This window comes from Stenotrophomonas acidaminiphila (assembly GCF_001431595.1).
GTDB lineage: Bacteria > Pseudomonadota > Gammaproteobacteria > Xanthomonadales > Xanthomonadaceae > Stenotrophomonas > Stenotrophomonas acidaminiphila.
On the sequence record NZ_LDJO01000014.1, the window covers coordinates 70681 to 88883 of the forward strand.

Below are 18203 nucleotides of genomic sequence, written 5' to 3' on the forward strand. Positions count from 1 at the left end.
CCGCGCGCGCCGTGCATGCGCGCCGGCGGGCGACAGCCGCAACCGGTCCGTCGCATGTGCCGGTCGTTGCCGTCGCGTTGTCCTGACTGGCCGCCGGGCTGTCCCATGCCGACAAGTCGAGACTCGTGCGTGTCTGGTTGTTGCTTGGTTGGCGACAGCGCGGTGCAGGGTGATGGCGATGTCCGGACATGCTGTCCGCGCTGTCTGCGGGACAGCGTGGAAAGTGTCTTCTGAAATCGTATGCGACATCGTTGTCATGCACTGGATATGCTAATTTCGGCGGCCTTTCAGGGAGTTTTTGCACCATGATCGAACGCCAGCGCCGCACCAAGATCCTCGCCACCCTCGGACCGGCCACCGATGCGCCGGGCGTGCTCGACGATCTGTTCCGCGCCGGTGTCAACGTGGTGCGCCTGAACTTCTCCCATGGTGATCCGTCCGGCCAGGCCAAGCGCGCCGCCGAAGTGCGTGCCGCCGCGAACCGGGTCGGCGTGGAAGTGGGCATCCTGGCCGACCTGCCGGGCCCGAAGATCCGCATCGAGCGCTTCGCCGAAGGCAAGGTGCAGCTCAAGGCCGGTGACCGCTTCGACCTGATCGCCAAGGCCGACGCGGCGCCCGGCGATGCCACCCAGGTGGGCGTGAGCTACCTCGGCCTGCCGCAGGACGTGGGCCCGGGCGACGTGCTGCTGCTGGACGATGGCCTGATGCAGCTGCAGGTGGTGGAGGTGCAGGGCGAGCGCATCATCAACACCGTGCTCAACGACGGCGTGCTGTCCGACCGCAAGGGCCTGAACAAGCAGGGCGGCGGCCTGTCGCTGGGCGCGTTGACCGAACGCGACAAGGAGCTGATCGGCATCGTGGCGAAGATCGGCGTGGACTTCATCGCCGTCTCGTTCTGCCGCAACGCGCAGGACATGAACGACGCCCGCGCCATTGCCCGCCAGCATGGCTGCGATGCGGCGCTGGTCTCCAAGATCGAACGTACCGAGGCGATCGAGAACCTGGAGGAGATCGTCGAGGCCAGCGACGTGGTGATGGTCGCGCGCGGCGACCTGGGCGTGGAAATCGGCGACGCCGAACTGCCGGGCCTGCAGAAGAAGATCATCAAGGCCGCGCTGGCGCAGAACAAGGTGGTGATCACCGCCACGCAGATGCTGCAGTCGATGGTCGAAAGCCCGATCCCGACCCGCGCTGAAGTGCTGGACGTGGCCAATTCGGTCATCGACGGCACCGACGCGGTGATGCTGTCGGCCGAGACCGCCGCCGGCGCCTATCCGGTCAAGGCGGTCGAGGCGATGGCGCGCATCTGCCTCGGTGCCGAACGCCAGTTCCAGATCGACACCGATTTCAACGCCTCGCCGCGCAACCTGGAGCGCGCCGACCAGGCCATCGCCATGGCCACCATGTTCCTGTCCCAGCACGTGGGCGTGCGCGCGATCGTGGCGATGACCGAGTCCGGCGGCACCGCGCGTTACCTGTCGCGGTTCCGCGCCAAGGCGCCGGTGTTCGCGGTGACCCGCCACGATGGCGCACGCCGGCAGATGGCGTTGATGCGCGACGTGTTCCCGATCAACTTCGACAGCCGTGGCTTCACCCCGCGCGAAGCCGCGCGCGGCAGCATCCGCCTGCTGGTCGAGGCCGGCCTGCTGCAGGCCGGTGACCGCGTCGTTTTCACCAGCGGCGAGCACATGGAAACCCACGGTGCCACCAACACCCTGCGCCTGCTCGAAGTCGGCAATGACGGCCGCGCCAGCGGACTGGGCGAACTCTGACCGACATGCCTGCACGGGCCACCACGGTGGCCCGTGCGTGACCGCGGTGGACAGGAATTGTCCTGGCGGGTGGATTGAAACCGGTTCCAGTGCGTCCTCACGGCCGGCCAACGACGGCCGCGGGCTATAATCCGGGTTTTCCCGCACCCCGTCACAGGAACTTCATGAGCATCGAACTGCTGGCTGAAACCGCCCAGGCCATGGTCGCCCCGGGCAAGGGCATCATCGCCATCGACGAATCCACCGGCACGATCGCCAAGCGCTTCGCCAGCGTCGGCATCGAGAACACCGAAGAGAACCGCCGTGCCTACCGCGAGCTGCTGCTGACCACGCCCAAGCTCAACGAGCACATTTCCGGCGCGATCCTGTACGACGAAACCATCCGCCAGAGCACCCGCGACGGCGTGCCGTTCGCCAAGTACATGGCCGACCACGGCATGATCCCGGGCATCAAGGTCGACAAGGGCGCGCACCCGCTGGCCGGCTGCCCGGGCGAACTGGTCACCGAAGGCCTGGACGGCCTGCGCGAGCGCCTGCAGGAGTACTACAAGCTGGGCGCGCGCTTCGCCAAGTGGCGTGCGGTCATCAACATCGGCGAGAGCATCCCGTCGGGCACCTGCATCGAGTCCAACGCCCACGCGCTGGCCCGCTACGCCGCGCTGTGCCAGGAATGCGGCCTGGTGCCGATGGTCGAGCCGGAAGTGATCATGGACGGCGACCACGACATCGAGACCTGCTACGAAGTCACCGAAGCCACCCTGCGCTCGCTGTTCGACGCGCTGTACCAGCAGAACGTGCTGCTGGAAGGCACCATCCTGAAGGCCTCGATGGTCATCTCCGGCAAGGACTGCGACGAGCAGGCCGATGTCGAGGAAGTGGCCGAAGCCACCGTGATGTGCCTGAAGAGCACCGTGCCGGCGATCCTGCCGGGCGTGGTGTTCCTGTCCGGCGGCCAGAGCGACGAGCAGTCCACCGCGCACCTGAACGCCATGAACCAGCTCGACAAGCTGCCGTGGCCGCTGAGCTTCTCCTACGGCCGCGCCATGCAGCAGGCCGCCTTGAAGCTGTGGGCCAAGGACATGAAGGGCAACTACGAGGCCGCGCAGAAGACCGTGTACGAGCGTGCCCGGGAAAACGGCCTGGCGGCGCTGGGCAAGTGGGAAGGCTGACCGGCCGCTGCCCGTGATGGATGTGGAAACGCCGGCCCTGTGCCGGCGTTTCCATGTATGCAGGCCCGCAGCGTGACTGGCGGCCCGCGCGCCGCTAACGCGCGAACGATGGCAGCGGATGATCGTCCATGGCCACCGCCACATGTGCCTGGGCGGCAACGGCCAGTGCCTGCTGGTAGGCCTTGAAGGTGGCGGTGTTGTAGGCCACCAGCACGATGCGCACCGGCCGCGCGTGGCTCTTCTGCCAGGTCACCGTTTCGGTGACGGCGATGGCGGCGGCCTGGTGCATGGGGTAACCGTAGACGCCGCAGCTGATCGCCGGGAAGGCGATCGATTCAAGTCGCATCTGCTCGGCCAGCCGCAGCGATTGCCAGTAGCAGTTGGCGAGCAGGGCGGCTTCGTCGCGCTGGCCGCCGTGCCAGACCGGGCCGACGGCGTGGAACACATGACGCGCCGGCAGCGCATGGCCGGCGGTGGCGCGGACCTCGCCCGGCGGGCAGCGCACGCCCGGGCGCAGTTCCGGCAGGCGCGCGCATTCGGCCAGCAGGCCCGGCCCGGCCGCGCTGTGGATCGCGCCGTCGACACCGCCGCCGCCGAGCAGGCTCTCGTTGGCCGCGTTGACGATGGCGTCCACGTCGAGGGTGGTGATGTCGCCGTGCCAGATGTCGATGTTCATGCCCGTGATCTTCCCTTTCCGTATATGAGCAAAACGTGACGGATGCACGGCTTGCGCCGGCCCGCGGCAAAGTCTGAGGAACACGCGTCTCCGCGGCTGCGACGCGGTGCCCGGCAAGCAGCAAGGCCGCCCGGGGGCGGCCTTGTGCAGAGGAGAGGGCGGCGTGTGGAGCGCGGGGTTACGGCAGGCCGGCCAGCCAGTCGTCGTCGCTGCCTTCGTTGATGTCGGCGAACAGCGGGGTGGAGAAATAGCGTTCGCCGGTATCGGGCAGCATGGCCAGGATCACCGAGCCGGCCGGTGCGGTGGCGGCGACCTCCAGCGCGGTGGCGGCGGTGGCGCCGGAGGAGATGCCGACGAAGATGCCCTCCTCGGCGGCCAGCCGGCGCGAAGTCTCGATCGCGCGTTCGTCCTGCACCGTGTACAGCGCGTCGTAGACGTTGCGGTTGAGCACGTCCGGCAGGAAGTCCGGGGTCCAGCCCTGGATCTTGTGCGGCTTCCACTCGTCGCCCTTGAGCAGCGCCGCGCCGGCCGGCTCGGTGGCGATGATGCGGGTGTCCGGGCGCGCCAGCTTCAGCACCTCGCCCACGCCGGTCAGGGTGCCGCCGGTGCCCCAGCCGCTGACGAAGTAGTCCAGCCGCTTGCCGGCGAAGTCGCGCAGGATCTCGGCGGCGGTGGTGTTGCGGTGGTAGGCCGGATTGGCCGGGTTGGCGAACTGGCTGGCCAGGAACCAGCCGTGCCTGGCGGCCAGTTCCTTCGCCTTTTCCACCATGCCGGTGCCACGTGCCGCGGCCGGGGTCAGGATCACCTTGGCGCCGTATGCGCGCATCGCCTTGCGGCGTTCCACCGAGAAGGTCTCGGTCATCACCGCCACGAACTTGTAGCCGCGCGCGGCCGCGACCATGGCCAGGGCCACGCCGGTGTTGCCCGACGTGGCCTCGACGATGGTGTCGCCGGGCTTGAGCACGCCGCGCTTTTCGGCGTCGAGCACGATCGCCAGCGCCAGTCGGTCCTTGACCGAGCCACCGGGGTTGAACGACTCGACCTTGACGTAGACGTCCACCCCGGCCGGCGCCAGGCGGTTGAGCTTGACCACCGGGGTATTGCCGACGGTGTCGAGGATGTTGCTGTAGATGGCCATGGGGATCTCCTGGAAGGAATCAGGCGGCGTCGGCCAGTGTGGCCGCCGGCGTCTTTGCTGAAAGTGAGGATGTGCGGGGAGCGGCTGGCAGCGGCGCCTGGCCGTACCAGTGCAGTTCGTTCGCCAGCGCGGCCACCTCGCCGACGACCAGCAGCGCCGGCGACTGCACCGCGTGCGTGGTGGCGGCATCTGCCAGTTGCCGCAGGTGTCCGCTGACCACCCGCTGGCCCGGGCGCGAGCCGTTCTCCACCAGCGCGAACGGCGTGGCGGCGGGCAGCCCGGCTTCGAGCAGGCGCGCCTGGATCTGCGCCAGCGCGGCCACGCCCATGTAGAACACCAGGGTCTGCCGCGGCGCGGCCAGCGCGCGCCAGTCGAGCGTGTCCAGTGAATCGCGGCAATGCGCGGTGACCAGGCGCAGCTGCTGGGCGTGGTCGCGGTGGGTGAGCGGGATGCCGGCGTGCGCGGCGCAGGCCAGTGCCGCGGTGATGCCCGGCACCACCTCGTAGGCGATGCCGTGCGCACGCAGGAACTGCAGCTCCTCGCCACCGCGGCCGAACACGAAGGCATCGCCGCCCTTGAGTCGTACCACGCGGCGACCGGCGCGGGCGTGTTCCAGCATCAGTGCGTGGATATGCTCCTGGCGGGTGCTGTGGCCGCGCGCGGACTTGCCGACTTCGATGCGGTCGGCGTCGCGGCGGGCGAGCTGCAGCACCTCGGCGCTGACCAGGCGGTCGTGCAGGATCACGTCGGCCTGGTTGAGCGCGCGCAATGCGGCCAGGGTGAGCAGGCCGGGGTCGCCGGAACCGGCACCGACCAGCACCACCGAGCCGGCCGCTGCCGGCGGTTCGTCGGCCATCGCCTGCCGCAGCGCGGATTCGGCGTCGGCAGGGCGATGGCGGCGCAGCAGCTCCAGCACCGGGCCGTCGAGCAGGCGGTCGAAGAAGCGGCGGCGTGCGGCGGTGTCCGGGAAGCGCGCGCGGATGGCGGGGCGGTGGCGCCCGGCCAGTGCGGTCAGCTGGCCCCAGGCGCCATCGAACAGCTCTTCCAGCCGGCGGCGGACATGCCGCGCCACCATCGGCGCGGCGCCGCCGCTGGAGATGGCGATCTGCAGGGCGCCGCGTTCGACCACGGCCGGCACGTGGAAGCGCGACAGCTGCGCGTCGTCGACCACGTTCACGAACAACCGCTGCGCCTCGGCCGCGCGGGCGACCGCCTGGTTCACCGTGGCCGTATCGGTGGCGGCGACCACCAGCCACACGTCTTCGGCCAGCCAGCGCGTGTCGAACAGGCCGGGCAGCCAGTCGATGCGGCCGGCCTCGGCCAGCTCCCGCAGTGCCGGCGACAGGTGCGGCGCACCGACCCGGGGCCGCGCCCCGGCGTGCAGCAGCGCCTCGACCTTGCGCCCGGCCACCGCGCCACCGCCGACAACCAGCACGGCGCGGCCGTTGAGATCGGCGAACAGCGGGAACAGGGGGGCGTCCAAGGTGGCAGGAGCGGCGGTCGTGGCAGGGATGCTGACCGTAGTCCCGCCCCGCGGACCCCGGAAATGACTTGCCCCGCCTATCAAATTACTTTCGGTTATAAGTGGGTCGTGCGATCTGACCTACAGTGGACCGGTCCCCGCCGAGCCACCGCCCCGACCCTCGATGACCCTTACCCAACTGCGCTACCTGGTGGCAATCGCCGATGCCGAGCTGAACATTACGCTGGCGGCCACGCGCGTGCACGCCACCCAGCCGGGGCTGTCCAAGCAGCTCAAGCAGCTGGAGGACGAGCTGGGCTTCCTGCTGTTCGTGCGCAAGGGGCGCAGCCTGGAGTCGGTGACCCCGGCCGGCGCGGAAGTGATCGCGCGGGCGCGGCTGGTGCTGGCCGAAGCCAACAACATCCGCACCTACGCCGCCAACCAGCGCCGCGAGAGCCACGGCCAGCTGGTACTGACCACCACCCATACCCAGGCGCGCTTCGTGCTGCCGCCGGCGGTGGCGCGGATCAAGCAGGCCTATCCGCAGGTCAGCGTGCACCTGCAGCAGGCAGCCGAGAGCGATGCGCTGGACCTGCTCAGCCAGGGCGACGCCGACATCGCCATCGTCAGCACCGCCGGCGGCGAACCCAGTACCGGCATCGCGGTGCCGCTGTACCGCTGGCGGCGGCTGGTACTGGTGCCCAAGGGCCATGCGCTCGACCGTGCCGGCAAGCTGCCGGACATGGCCGCGCTGGCCGCCCATCCGCTGATCAGTTACGAATCCTCGACCCGGCCCAGTTCCTCGCTGCGCCGCGCCTTCGCCACCCATGGCCTGGAGCCGGACCTGGCCCTGACCGCGCTCGACGCCGACCTGATCAAGACCTATGTGCGCGCCGGCCTGGGCGTGGGGCTGCTGGCGGAGATGGCGGTCAGCGCCGGCGACGGCGACCTGCGCGCCTGGCCGGCGCCATCGGCGATTCCCGAGTGCACCGCGTGGGCAGTGCTGCCGCGCGACCGCGTGCTGCGCGACTACGCACTGGAGCTGGTGCACGTGCTGGCCCCGCAGATCGACAAGCGCGACCTGCGGCGCGTGCTGGACGGCAACCAGGCGGCCGACTGGCCGGTACCGCCGAGCTGGGAAGAACTGACCCAGACCATCACCAATTGAGGCCGGCGACCGGCCGCGGATGCCGGGCGCGCCAGCTGCGTCGATGCGCACCAGGATCGTGCGGCCTGGCGGGGCGTGGCGCCCGGCGGCCCGCACCGGCGATGCCACCGGGCCGGGCGTTGCCCGCTAGCCCTGCGGCGATGTGTCGCACATGGACGGCCGCGGCGGGGTCTTAAAATCGGAGTGTGATCCGATCCCCGCACATGCACCGCTGGATGTTGCTGCTCGCGCTGGCAGCCGCGCTGCTGATGGCGCTGGCGCCGGTGGTGAGCCGCGGGATGCAGGCCGTGCGGGGTGCGCATGCGTCCATGGCGCATGCGATGCCGGCCATGGCCATGCCCGGCGGGACGCAGGACATGCCGCCTGCGAGGGACGCGCATGCCGGCCATGCCGGTGCCGCCGCCGGCACCACGGGCAAGGCCCCTGCGCCTGATCCGCACGCCGCCCATGGCGAGGCATGCGACTACTGCACCATGGCGTCGCGGCTGCTGCCGTGGCTGGCGGTGCTGCTCCTGCTGGCACCGCTGCTGTACCACATCGCGCCGCAGCCGCTGCGCGCCTCGCTGTTCAATGCCGGCCTGCGCTGGCCGGCGCATCCGGCGCGCGGGCCGCCGTTGTTCTCCTGACGACAGATCCCCTTTTTCCCGCTGCCTGTCGCTTCATGCGGCACGTGGCATGTCGTACCGGAGAATTCCATGTATCCCGTTTCCCGTACGCCGGGCGCCCCGGCGTGCCTGGCCGCCTGCGTCTGCCTGGCGCTGTTTCCCCTGCTCGCGCACGCCGACGAGCCCGATTCGATCAAGACCCTGGACACCCTGGTCGTGACCAACGCCGCGCCGTCCTCGCCGCTGAACTGGGTTACCGACCCGCGCCTGCCGCGGCAGCCGGTGCCCGCCAGCGATGGCGCCGACTACCTCAAGACCGTTCCCGGTTTCTCCGCTATCCGCAACGGTGGCACCAATGGCGACCCGGTGCTGCGCGGCATGTCCGGCTCGCGGCTGAACATCCTCACCAACGACGGCAATCTGCTCGGCGCCTGTCCCTCGCGCATGGACAATCCGCTGTCCTACATCGCGCCGGAAACCTATGACCGGCTGACCGTCATCAAGGGGCCGCAGAGCGTGCGCTGGGGGGCCGGCGCTTCGGCCGGCACGGTGCGCTTCGAGCGCGACATGCCACGCTTCGACGCACCGGGCATGGAGCTGCAGGCCAGTGCGCTGGGCGGCTCCAACAGCCGCAACGACCAGATGCTCGACGCCAGCTTCGGCAGCCGCCCGGGCTACGTGCGGGTCAACGGCAACCGCTCCGAGTCTGGCGACTACCGCGACGGCAATGGCGAGGTGGTGCCGTCGCGCTGGCGCAAGTGGAACGCCGATGTCGCCGTCGGCTGGACGCCGGATGCCGACACGGTGGTCGAACTCAATGCCGGTACCGGCGATGCCCTGGCCCGCTACGCCGGCCGTGGCATGGACGGGGCGGCGTTCAAGCGCAGCAGCTACGGCCTGCGTTTCGAGCGCGGCAACCTGCCGGGGGCATGGGACAAGCTGCAGGCCAGCCTGTATTACAACGAGGCCGACCACCTGATGGACAACTACACGCTGCGCACGCCCAACCCGAACGGCAGCATGCCGATGCCGATGGCGTCCAACGTGGCACGGCGCACCAGCGGCGGCCGCATCGCCTCGGAGTGGCGCTGGCAGGACGTGGCCATCGTCGCCGGCATCGACGCCCAGGACAGCCGCCACCGCAAGCGCAAGGGCATGGGCCGCGACACCTGGAGGCAGATGCCGTGGACCCGCGATGCCGAACTCAGCAACACCGGCGCATTCGCCGAGCTGACCTTCGGCGAGGACACGCCGCGGCGCTGGGTGAGTGGGTTGCGGGTGGACAAGGCGCAGGCCAAGGACCTGCGCCTGACCAGCGGGATGATGTCCATGCCCAACCCCACCGCCGGGCAGACGCGCGAGCAGACGCTGGGCAGCGGCTTCCTGCGCTACGAGCGCGATCACGGCCAGGCCTGGACCTGGTATGCCGGGCTCGGCCACAGCGAGCGCATGCCCGACTACTGGGAGTTGTTCTCGGCCGACGCCGGCCCGGCCGGCAGCGTCAACGCTTTCGCCGGGGTGAAGCCGGAGAAGACCACCCAGCTCGACCTCGGCCTGCAGTTCCGCGGGCGCACGCTCGATGCCTGGGTGTCGGCGTACGCGGGGCGCCTGCAGGACTACATCCTGTTCACCTACCGCAGCGGCGGCATGATGGGCAGCAGCACGCGTGCGGGCAATGTCGATGCGCGCATCGCCGGCGCCGAGGCCGGGCTGGAATGGCGGCCGGCACAGGGCCTGAAGCTGGGCAGCACGCTGGCCTATGCCTGGGGCGAGAACCGCGACGAGCAGCGGCCGCTACCGCAGATCCCGCCGCTGGAAGGCCGTTTCAGCGCGTCCTGGGAACACGCGCGCTGGTCGACCGGGGCGTTGCTGCGGGTGGTCGCCGGGCAGGACCGGGTGGCGCAGGACGAAGGCAACGTGGTCGCGCGTGATCTCGGCCCGAGCGCCGGTTTCGCCACGCTGTCGCTCAATGCCGCCTACCGCATCAGCGACGGCCTGCGGGCCAGTGCCGGCGTGGACAACCTGTTCGACCGCGCCTATGCCGAGCACCTGAACCTGGCCGGCAGCGCCGACTTCGGCTTCCCCGCCGACCCGGTGCGGATCAACGAGCCCGGCCGCACGCTCTGGTTGAAGCTGGATTATCGCTACTGACGCCACGGTTCCCGCTGCCGGGCCACCGGCGGCGGGAGACCTGTGTCATGCTTGCGCGACCAGGGACGGAGCAGGGAACCGCAGATGACGCACCGGGCCGTGGCCTACACCAGTACCGCCGTGGCCGGGTTGACCCCGGCCGACCTCGACCACCTGCTGGTCGACGCGCGCGCACACAACAGCATGGAAGGCGTCACCGGCGTGCTGCTCTACGACGGCCAGCGCTTCTTCCAGTATTTCGAAGGGCCGGACGCCGGCGTGGAACGGATCTACGCACGCATCCGCGAGTCGCGCATGCATGTCGAACTGGACGTGCTGCAGGACGGGCCGGTGCAGCAGTTGCATTTCATGCAGTGGCATATGGGCTGTGCGCGTACCGACGGCAGCGTGCTGCTGCAGTTGAGCAGCCGCCAGTGGCAACAGGAAGCGCGTTATCTGGAAGAGGACCTGGCACACGCCGGCGATACGCCGGGGCTGCGCGGGTTGCTGGCGTTCTGGGAGCAGCAGGAAGCCGCGCTCTGCTGAGCCCGCTCCAGGTGGGCAACGCCCACACGGCGGCTGCCCCCAGCGTCCCTTGCGGGCACCATTGCCCGCCTGTAGTGCTCACATCTCGTGCAGCCCGCACTCGCGCTTGAGGCCGAAGAAGCGGGTGTCTTCCTCGCGCATGCCCGGCTCCCAGCGGCGGGTGGTGTGGTAGTCGCCGATGGAGACATAGCCCTGTTCCCACAGCGGGTGGTAGGGCAGGTCATGCTGCTTGAGGTACTGCCACACGTCGCGGTCGCTCCAGTCGGCGATCGGGTTGACCTTCCAGCGCGAATCGCGACGCTGCAGCACCGGCGTGGCGGCACGGCCGGCCGACTGGCTGCGGCGCAGGCCGGTGAACCAGGTGGCGGCCTGCAGTTCGTCCAGGGCGCGTTTCATCGGCTCGACCTTGCGCAGGTTGTTGTACTGCTCGATGCCGACCAGGCCCTGCTCCCACAGGCGGCCGTGGCGGGCCTCCATCCACGCGCGGCTGACCAGCGGACGGTACACCTTCAGGTTCAGGCCCAGGCGCTCGGTGAGCGTGTCGGCGAAGCGGTAGGTTTCCGGGAACAGGTAGCCGGTGTCGATCAGGATCACCGGGATGTCCGGCTGCTGGCGGCTGAGCAGGTGCAGGGTCACCGCCGACTGTGCGCCGAAACTCGAGGACAGCACGTGTGTGCCCGGCAGGTGCTGCAATGCCCAGCGCACGCGCGCGGTTGCGTCCATCGCCTCGAGCCGCGCGTCGAGCGTGGCGACGTCCTCGGTGGCGGCAGTGCTTGCGGGGTCGCGGGAAGACAGGGGCAGGGCGCTCATGCGTGCAGTTCCACGGCAATCTGGCGGTGGGTGGGGTAGGGCGGCAGTTCGACCAGCCCGCTGCGGTGCAGGAAGTCGCCGAAGCGCTCGCCGGCCTCGCGGTCGCTGGCATAACGCGCCAGCAGAGGTTCCAGTGCCTGCAGGATCTGCGCCTCGGTGACGTTGTCGCGGTACAGCGTGTTCAGGCGCTGGCCGCGGTGGTCGCCGCCGAGGAACAGGTTGTAGCGGCCCGGTGCGCGGCCGACCAGGGCGATCTCGGCCAGGTACGGACGCGAGCAGCCGTTGGGGCAGCCGGACACGCGCAGCAGGATCGGCGCCTCGCGCAGCCCATGCCGGGCCAGCAGCGGTTCCAGCGCGGCGAGGAAGCCGGGCAGGTAGCGCTCGGCCTCGGCCATGGCCAGCGCGCAGGTCGGCAGCGCCACGCATGCCACCGCAGTGCGCGCGGTGGCGGTGGGCGCGTTGTTTTCCAGGTCCAGCGCATGCTCCACGACCAGCGCGTCGATGAGCGCGCGCTGCGCCGCCGGCACGCCGGCGATGACCACGTTCTGGTTGGCGGTCAGGCGGAACTCGCCCTGGTGGACGCGGGCGATCTCGCGCATGCCGGTCAGCAGCGGCCGGCCCGGGGTGTCGGCGATGCGCCCGCTGGGCAGGGACAGGGTGAGGTGCCACAGCCCGTTGCCGCCCTCGACCCAGCCGAAACGGTCGCCGTTGTGCTCGAAGCGGAACGGCCGCGCCGGCTGCAGGACGACGCCGGCCCGTTCCTGCATCAGCGCCACGATCGCATCGGTGCCATGGTCGTCGATGGTGTACTTGAAACGCGCATGCTTGCGTTCCTCGCGGTCGCCCAGGTCGCGCTGCACGGAGATGGCGGCCTCGGCGATGGCGAACACCTGTTCCGGCGTCACGAAGCCGATCACGTTGCCCACCCGCGGGTAGTGCGCGGCGATGCCGTGGCTGGCGCCCATGCCGCCGCCGATGGCGACGTTGAAGCCGGAAAGGTTGCCGGCGCCGTCGACGATGGCGACCAGGCCGAGGTCGTTGGCGAATACGTCGACGTCGTTGTGCGGCGGCACCGCCACGGCGATCTTGAACTTGCGCGGCAGGTAGGTCTCGCCGTACAGCGGTTCGTGCTCGACCCCGCTTTCGGCCACCTTCTCCTCGTCCAGCCAGATCTCGTAATAGGCGCGGGTGGCCGGGCGGAAGCGCAGCGACAGCTGCTGCGCCCATTCGTGTACCTGCGCATGCAGGTCCGACTGCAGCGGGTTGCTGGCGCCGAGCACGTTGCGGTTGACGTCGCCGCAGGCCGAGACCGTATCCAGCGCCGCGGCGTTGATCGCCTGCATCGTCGCCTTCAGCTCGCGCTTGATCACGCCGTGGAACTGGAAGGTCTGGCGCGTGGTCACCCGCAGCGAGTGGTTGCCCCAGGTGGTGGCGATGCGGTCGAGCGCGAGCCACTGCTGCGGGGTGAACACGCCGCCCGGCGCGCGGATGCGGATCATGAACTGGTGCGCGGGCTCGAGCTTCTGCCGGCGGCGCTCGTCGCGCAGGTCGCGGTCGTCCTGCTGGTAGCTGCCGTGGAACTTGATGGTGCGCTGGTCCTCGAAGCCCAGCGAGCCGGTGCTGGCATCCAGCAGGCCTTCGCTGATGGTGCCGCGCAGGCGCCGGCTTTCGCGTTTGATCTTTTCGACGGAAGGGTGGCTCATGGTCTGTCCAATGGCTGTGTGGGCCGCGGCGGCGGCTTCAGTACACGTCGCGGGCGTAACGGCCTTCGCGCTGCAGCGCGGACAGGTAGTCGGCCGCGGCGTCGGCATCGCCGCCGTTGTGCGCGGCGATCACCTCCAGCAGGGCGGCGTGCACGTCCCTGCCCATGGCGATGGCGCCGCATACGTACAGGTGCGCGCCACCCTGCAGCCAGTCGTACAGGTCGCGGCCGCGCTCGCGCAGGCGGTGCTGCACGTAGATTCGTTGGTGCGGGTCCCCCGCAGCAGCCCGCACATCCATGTGCGGGGATTTCAGATGGTCGCGGGAGAAGGCCAGGTCGAGGCGATGCAGCTGCCGGCTCTGCAGTGCCTCCTGCCACTCGACCTGGTAGAGGAAGTCGCTGTTGAAGTGGCGCGCGCCGAAGAACAGCCAGTTGCGGCCGCTGGCGCCGGTCTCGGCGCGCTCCTGCACGAAGCCACGGAATGGCGCCACGCCGGTACCCGGGCCGATCATGATGATGTCGCGGCTGGCGTCGGCGGGGAGGCGGAAGCGCTCGTTCGGCTCGACGAACACCGGCACCTGCGCGCCTTCCTCCAGCGCGGCGAGGAACGCGCTGGCGGCGCCAACATGGCCGCGGCCATGCGCGTCGTAGGCCAGTTCGTCGACGGTCAGGTGCACTTCCTCGCCCACCCGCTTGCGGCTGGAGGCGATCGAATACAGGCGATGCGCGGCCGGGCGCAGCGCGGCGACCAGGGCGGCGGCATCCCAGTCGGCCGGCCAGCGCTGCAGCACGTCGACCAGCTGGTGGTCGGCGAACACCGCGGCCAGTTCGTCGCCGCGGGCCGGCTGCAGCAGGCCGGCCAGGTCGGCGTTGCCGCTGCGTTCGGCCACGCTGGCCAGCAGCGGGCGCGAGATGCGGGTCAGTTCGCGGTGCCCGCCCAGCCACTGCGCCAGTGGGCGCTCGTGGCCGTCGTGGCTGACGCCGGTGTCGCCATCCAGCCCGGTGGCGGCGAGGATGGCATCGACCAGTTGCGGCGGATTGCGGTGGACGATGCCCAGCGCGTCGCCCGGCTCGTAGTGCAGGCCACTGCCTTCCAGCGACAGTTCGAGGTGATGCACGCGCTTGTCGATGCGGCCGTACTGGCCATAGCCCGGGCCCTTGAAGTCGCGGCCGCTGATCAGTTGCCGCGCCAGCAGTTCGGCGGGGAACGGATGCGCGGCGCCATGTGCGCTGCCCTGGGCATGACGCAGCGGGGTGACGTTGCTGGTGGCCGCCGCGACGCCTTCGCCCAGCACCTGGCGCGCATCGGCCAGGGCCCGGGTCCGCCAGGGCACGGCCACGCTGTCGATGTCCAGGTCGGCCTCGCCCAGCGGCTGCAGGCGCTGCGCGCCCAGTTCGGCCAGGCGCGCATCCAGCCTGCGGCCGATGCCGCAGAAATCGACGTAGCTGGAATCGCCCAGGCCGAGCACGGCATACCTGAGTCCGGGCAGCTTCGGTGCGCGCCTGCCGGCGATGAATTCGACCAGGCCGATGGCGTCGTCCGGCGGATCGCCCTCGCCCTGGGTGCTGATGACGATGTACAGCAGGCGCTCGCCGGCCAGCTCGCGGGTGGGGTAGGCATCGGCGCGCAGCAGCCGTACCGCCAGTCCCGCGGCCTCGGCATCGCCGGCCAGCTGCTCGGCGGCACGGCGTGCGTTGCCGGTCTGGCTGCCGTAGACGATGGTCAGGCGTCCCGCGGCCTGCGCGGCGGGCGGGCCGCCGGGAATCACCGCCAGCGACGGTGGCGGATGGCCCTGGGCCATCCCGGCGGCGAAGCCGGACAGCCACCACAGGCTGTTGCCGTCCAGGCCCTCGACCAGGCGCGCCAGCAGCACCCTGCGGTCCTCGGGCAGGGGGCTGGGGGGCACGGCGGTGGCGACGGCGGTCATGTGCTGTCCGGTCTGGGATGGGATGACCGATGCTAGGGAGTGGCGTGATGCACGTGAAAGGATGCGCGGTTATCGGTTCATGCCCTGCGTTTATTTCTGCGCGGGGTGGGTGGGGCGCACACTCGCCGTCCCGTCGGGGGACTAGCGCCTGCCTGCGCTGTTACCCTTCCACCGTTCTTACACGTGCAGCCGCTGACACTTCCGCAATGACCGTTACCGCCCCTTTGTCGCACCTCGACCGGCTGGAAGCCGAGAGCATCCACATCCTGCGCGAGGTCGCGGCCGGCTTTGCCAACCCGGTGCTGCTGTATTCGGTCGGCAAGGACAGCTCGGTGCTGCTGCACCTGCTGCTCAAGGCATTCGCGCCCGGGGTGCCGCCGATTCCGCTGCTGCACGTGGATACGCGCTGGAAGTTCCGCGAGATGATCGCCTTCCGCGACCGCCGTGTCGCCGAGACCGGCGTGGACCTGCGCGTGCACATCAATCCCGATGGCATCGCCCGCGACATCGGCCCGGTGAGCCATGGCGCGTCCGTGCATACCGACGTGATGAAGACCCAGGGCCTGAAGCAGGCGCTGGACAAGTGGAAGTTCGATGCGGCCATCGGCGGCGCGCGGCGCGACGAGGAGAAGTCGCGGGCCAAGGAGCGCGTGTTCTCGTTCCGCAACGACCGCCACCGCTGGGACCCCAAGAACCAGCGCCCGGAGCTTTGGAACCTGTACAACGCGCGCATCCACCCCGGCGAGAGCGTGCGCGTGTTCCCGCTGTCCAACTGGACCGAGCTGGACATCTGGCTCTACATCTACCGCGAGAAGATCCCGGTGGTGCCGCTGTACTTCGCCGCCGAGCGCCCGGTCGTCGAGCGTGACGGCAGCCTGATCATGGTCGACGACGAGCGCCTGCCGCTGCTTCCGGGCGAGGTGCCGCAGCAGCGCAGGGTGCGCTTCCGCACGCTGGGCTGCTACCCGCTGACCGGCGCCATCGAATCGCAGGCCGACACGCTGGAGAAGATCATCGCCGAAATGCTGGTGTCCACCAGTTCCGAGCGGCAGGGCCGGGTGATCGACCACGATCCGTCCGCGTCGATGGAGAAGAAGAAGCTGGAGGGCTATTTCTGATGAACGCACCGGCAACGTCTTCCGATATCGCCACGTACCTGCAGCAGCACGAATCCAAGCCCCTGCTGCGTTTCATCACCTGCGGCAGCGTCGATGACGGCAAGAGCACGCTGATCGGGCGGCTGCTGTACGAGAGCAAGCGCCTGTTCGACGACCAGCTGGTGGCGCTGGAGGCCGACAGTCGCCGCCATGGCACCCAGGGCGAGAGCATCGACTATGCGCTGCTGCTGGACGGGCTGGCCGCCGAGCGCGAGCAGGGCATCACCATCGACGTGGCCTACCGCTATTTCGATACCGACCGGCGCAAGTACATCGTCGCCGACTGCCCGGGCCACGAGCAGTACACCCGCAACATGGCCACCGGCGCCTCCACCGCCGACCTGGCGGTGGTGCTGGTGGACGCGCGCAAGGGGTTGCTGCAGCAGACCCGCCGCCACAGCTACATCATCTCGCTGCTGGGCATCGGCCAGGTGGTGCTGGCGGTCAACAAGATGGACCTGGTCGATTACGACGCGGCGGTGTTCGAACGTATCGCCGGCGAGTACGCGGCATTGGCCGCGCAGATGGGCATCGCCCACGTGCAGGCCATCCCGCTGTCGGCGCTGGAAGGGCAGAACCTGTCCGCGCGCTCGGCGTTGATGCCGTGGTATGCCGGCCCGACCCTGCTCGAACACCTGGACACGGTGGCCATCGCCGGCCATGACGCCGGTGGCGGCCTGCGCCTGCCGGTGCAGTGGGTGAACCGTCCGCACCAGGATTTCCGTGGCTTCGCCGGCACCCTGGCCGCCGGCCAGGTGCGTGGCGGCGACCCGGTGGTGGTGCTGCCGTCGGCGCGGCGTTCGACGGTGCGCGAGGTGCTGGGCCCGGATGGGCGGCTGGACGTCGCCCGTGCCGGCCAGGCGGTGACCCTGGTCCTGGCCGACGAGATCGACGTCAGCCGTGGCGATGTCATCGCCGCCGCCGGCGACCCGCCCGAGGTGGCCGACCAGTTCGCCGCGCACGTGCTGTGGATGGACGATGCCGCGCTGCTGCCCGGGCGGCCGTACTGGCTGCAGATCGGCAGCCGCACCGTGGCTGCCAGCATCAGCGAGATCAAGCACCGCATCGACGTGAACACGCAGGACAAGCTGGCGGCCAAGCGGCTGGAGCTGAACGAGGTCGGCTACTGCAACCTGTCGCTGGACGAGCCGATCGCCTTCGAACCCTACGCGCGCAACCGCGCGCTGGGCGGCTTCATCCTGATCGACCGCCAGAGCAACGCCACCGTCGCCGCCGGCACCCTGGACTTCGCCCTGCGCCGTGCCGGCAACGTGCACTGGCAGCACCTGGACGTGGACCGGGCCGCGCGTGCGCGGATCAAGGGGCAGGCCCCGCGGGTGCTTTGGTTCACCGGCCTGTCCGGCGCCGGCAAGTCCACCATCGCCAACCAGGTCGAGAAGCGCCTGCATGCGCGCGGTTGCCACACCTTCCTGCTCGATGGCGACAACGTCCGCCATGGCCTGAACCGCGACCTGGGCTTCACCGACGAGGACCGGGTGGAGAACATCCGCCGCGTGGCCGAGGTGGCCCGGCTGATGGTCGACGCCGGGCTGATCGTGCTGGTCAGCTTCATCTCGCCGTTCCGTGCGGAGCGGCAGATGGCACGCGAGCTTTTCGCCGAGGGCGAGTTCATCGAGGTGTTCGTCGACGTGCCGCTGGAGGTCGCCGAATCGCGCGACGTGAAGGGCCTGTACCGCAAGGCGCGGGCCGGGCAGATTCCCAACTTCACCGGCATCGATTCGCCCTACGAGCCGCCGGAAGCACCGGAGCTGCACCTGTATGCCGACGGCGAGGCGCTGGACGCGATGGCCGACCAGGTGGTGCGGCTGGCGCTGCGCTAAGACGCCGGCCCGGGTTGGTCCGCCCCTGGGGGGGGCTGGGCCGGGTTGCACATGCGCCGTCGATGCTGCCCGCGCCATCGGCCTGGCCATGGCCTGCGG

14 protein-coding genes are annotated in these 18203 nt (G+C 70.0%); 8 read left to right on the forward strand and 6 right to left on the reverse strand.

Annotated elements, in window-relative coordinates; all coding sequences use genetic code 11:
* The first annotated feature begins 305 nt into the window (after positions 1-305).
* Positions 306-1772: a pyruvate kinase gene (pyk, locus tag ABB33_RS03800; protein WP_054667312.1), complete on the forward strand. Its 1467-nt coding sequence runs from the start codon at positions 306-308 to the stop codon at positions 1770-1772.
* 164 nt (positions 1773-1936) lie between these two features.
* Positions 1937-2941, forward strand: a complete 1005-nt coding sequence (locus ABB33_RS03805) for a class I fructose-bisphosphate aldolase (protein WP_056931203.1) — start codon at positions 1937-1939, stop codon at positions 2939-2941.
* A gap of 94 nt (positions 2942-3035) precedes the next feature.
* On the opposite strand, the gene ABB33_RS03810 is transcribed toward ABB33_RS03805, so the two are convergent.
* From ABB33_RS03810 to cysG, 3 genes are all read right to left on the reverse strand, one after another.
* Positions 3036-3617, reverse strand: a complete 582-nt coding sequence (locus tag ABB33_RS03810) for an O-acetyl-ADP-ribose deacetylase (RefSeq protein WP_054667308.1) — start codon at positions 3615-3617, stop codon at positions 3036-3038.
* A gap of 178 nt (positions 3618-3795) precedes the next feature.
* The gene (cysK, locus tag ABB33_RS03815) at positions 3796-4755 is read right to left on the reverse strand and encodes a cysteine synthase A (RefSeq protein ID WP_054667306.1); all 960 of its coding nucleotides are present in this window, start codon (positions 4753-4755) and stop codon (positions 3796-3798) included.
* A gap of 19 nt (positions 4756-4774) precedes the next feature.
* Positions 4775-6238: a siroheme synthase CysG gene (gene cysG, locus ABB33_RS03820; RefSeq protein ID WP_082594975.1), complete on the reverse strand. Its 1464-nt coding sequence runs from the start codon at positions 6236-6238 to the stop codon at positions 4775-4777.
* Positions 6239-6401: 163 nt separating this feature from the next.
* Between cysG and ABB33_RS03825 the strand changes: the two genes are divergently transcribed.
* From ABB33_RS03825 to ABB33_RS03840, 4 genes are all read left to right on the forward strand, one after another.
* A complete protein-coding gene (locus ABB33_RS03825) occupies positions 6402-7385 on the forward strand; it encodes a LysR family transcriptional regulator (RefSeq protein ID WP_056931204.1) in 984 nt (327 codons plus the stop codon).
* Positions 7386-7588: 203 nt separating this feature from the next.
* On the forward strand, positions 7589-8011 hold the full coding sequence (locus ABB33_RS03830) for a DUF2946 family protein (protein ID WP_082594976.1): 423 nt from the start codon (positions 7589-7591) through the stop codon (positions 8009-8011).
* 69 nt (positions 8012-8080) lie between these two features.
* Complete coding sequence (locus ABB33_RS03835; RefSeq protein ID WP_056931205.1) at positions 8081-10141, forward strand: TonB-dependent copper receptor; 2061 nt, start codon at positions 8081-8083, stop codon at positions 10139-10141.
* An 84-nt stretch (positions 10142-10225) separates the two neighbouring features.
* A complete protein-coding gene (locus ABB33_RS03840) occupies positions 10226-10666 on the forward strand; it encodes a BLUF domain-containing protein (RefSeq protein WP_056931206.1) in 441 nt (146 codons plus the stop codon).
* A 78-nt stretch (positions 10667-10744) separates the two neighbouring features.
* Here ABB33_RS03840 and ABB33_RS03845 read toward each other — a convergent pair whose 3' ends face one another.
* From ABB33_RS03845 to ABB33_RS03855, 3 genes are read right to left on the reverse strand one after another with little or no spacing between them, the layout of a single operon-like run.
* Positions 10745-11476, reverse strand: coding sequence for a phosphoadenylyl-sulfate reductase (locus ABB33_RS03845; RefSeq protein ID WP_056931207.1), 732 nt, complete (start codon positions 11474-11476; stop codon positions 10745-10747).
* The gene (gene cysI, locus ABB33_RS03850) at positions 11473-13179 is read right to left on the reverse strand and encodes an assimilatory sulfite reductase (NADPH) hemoprotein subunit (RefSeq protein WP_056931208.1); all 1707 of its coding nucleotides are present in this window, start codon (positions 13177-13179) and stop codon (positions 11473-11475) included. Before cysI ends, ABB33_RS03845 begins: the two co-directional genes overlap by 4 nt.
* Before the next feature lie 37 nt (positions 13180-13216).
* Positions 13217-15106 carry an assimilatory sulfite reductase (NADPH) flavoprotein subunit gene (locus ABB33_RS03855; protein ID WP_056931209.1) on the reverse strand — a complete coding sequence of 630 codons (1890 nt, stop codon included), beginning with the start codon at positions 15104-15106 and terminating at the stop codon, positions 13217-13219.
* 206 nt (positions 15107-15312) lie between these two features.
* Between ABB33_RS03855 and cysD the strand changes: the two genes are divergently transcribed.
* Complete coding sequence (cysD, locus tag ABB33_RS03860) at positions 15313-16224, forward strand: sulfate adenylyltransferase subunit CysD (protein ID WP_056931210.1); 912 nt, start codon at positions 15313-15315, stop codon at positions 16222-16224.
* Positions 16224-18104 (forward strand): sulfate adenylyltransferase subunit CysN, encoded by a 1881-nt coding sequence (cysN, locus tag ABB33_RS03865; RefSeq protein ID WP_056931211.1) that lies wholly within the window; start codon positions 16224-16226, stop codon positions 18102-18104. The genes cysD and cysN overlap by 1 nt, the downstream gene beginning before the upstream one ends.
* Positions 18105-18203 lie beyond the last annotated feature (99 nt).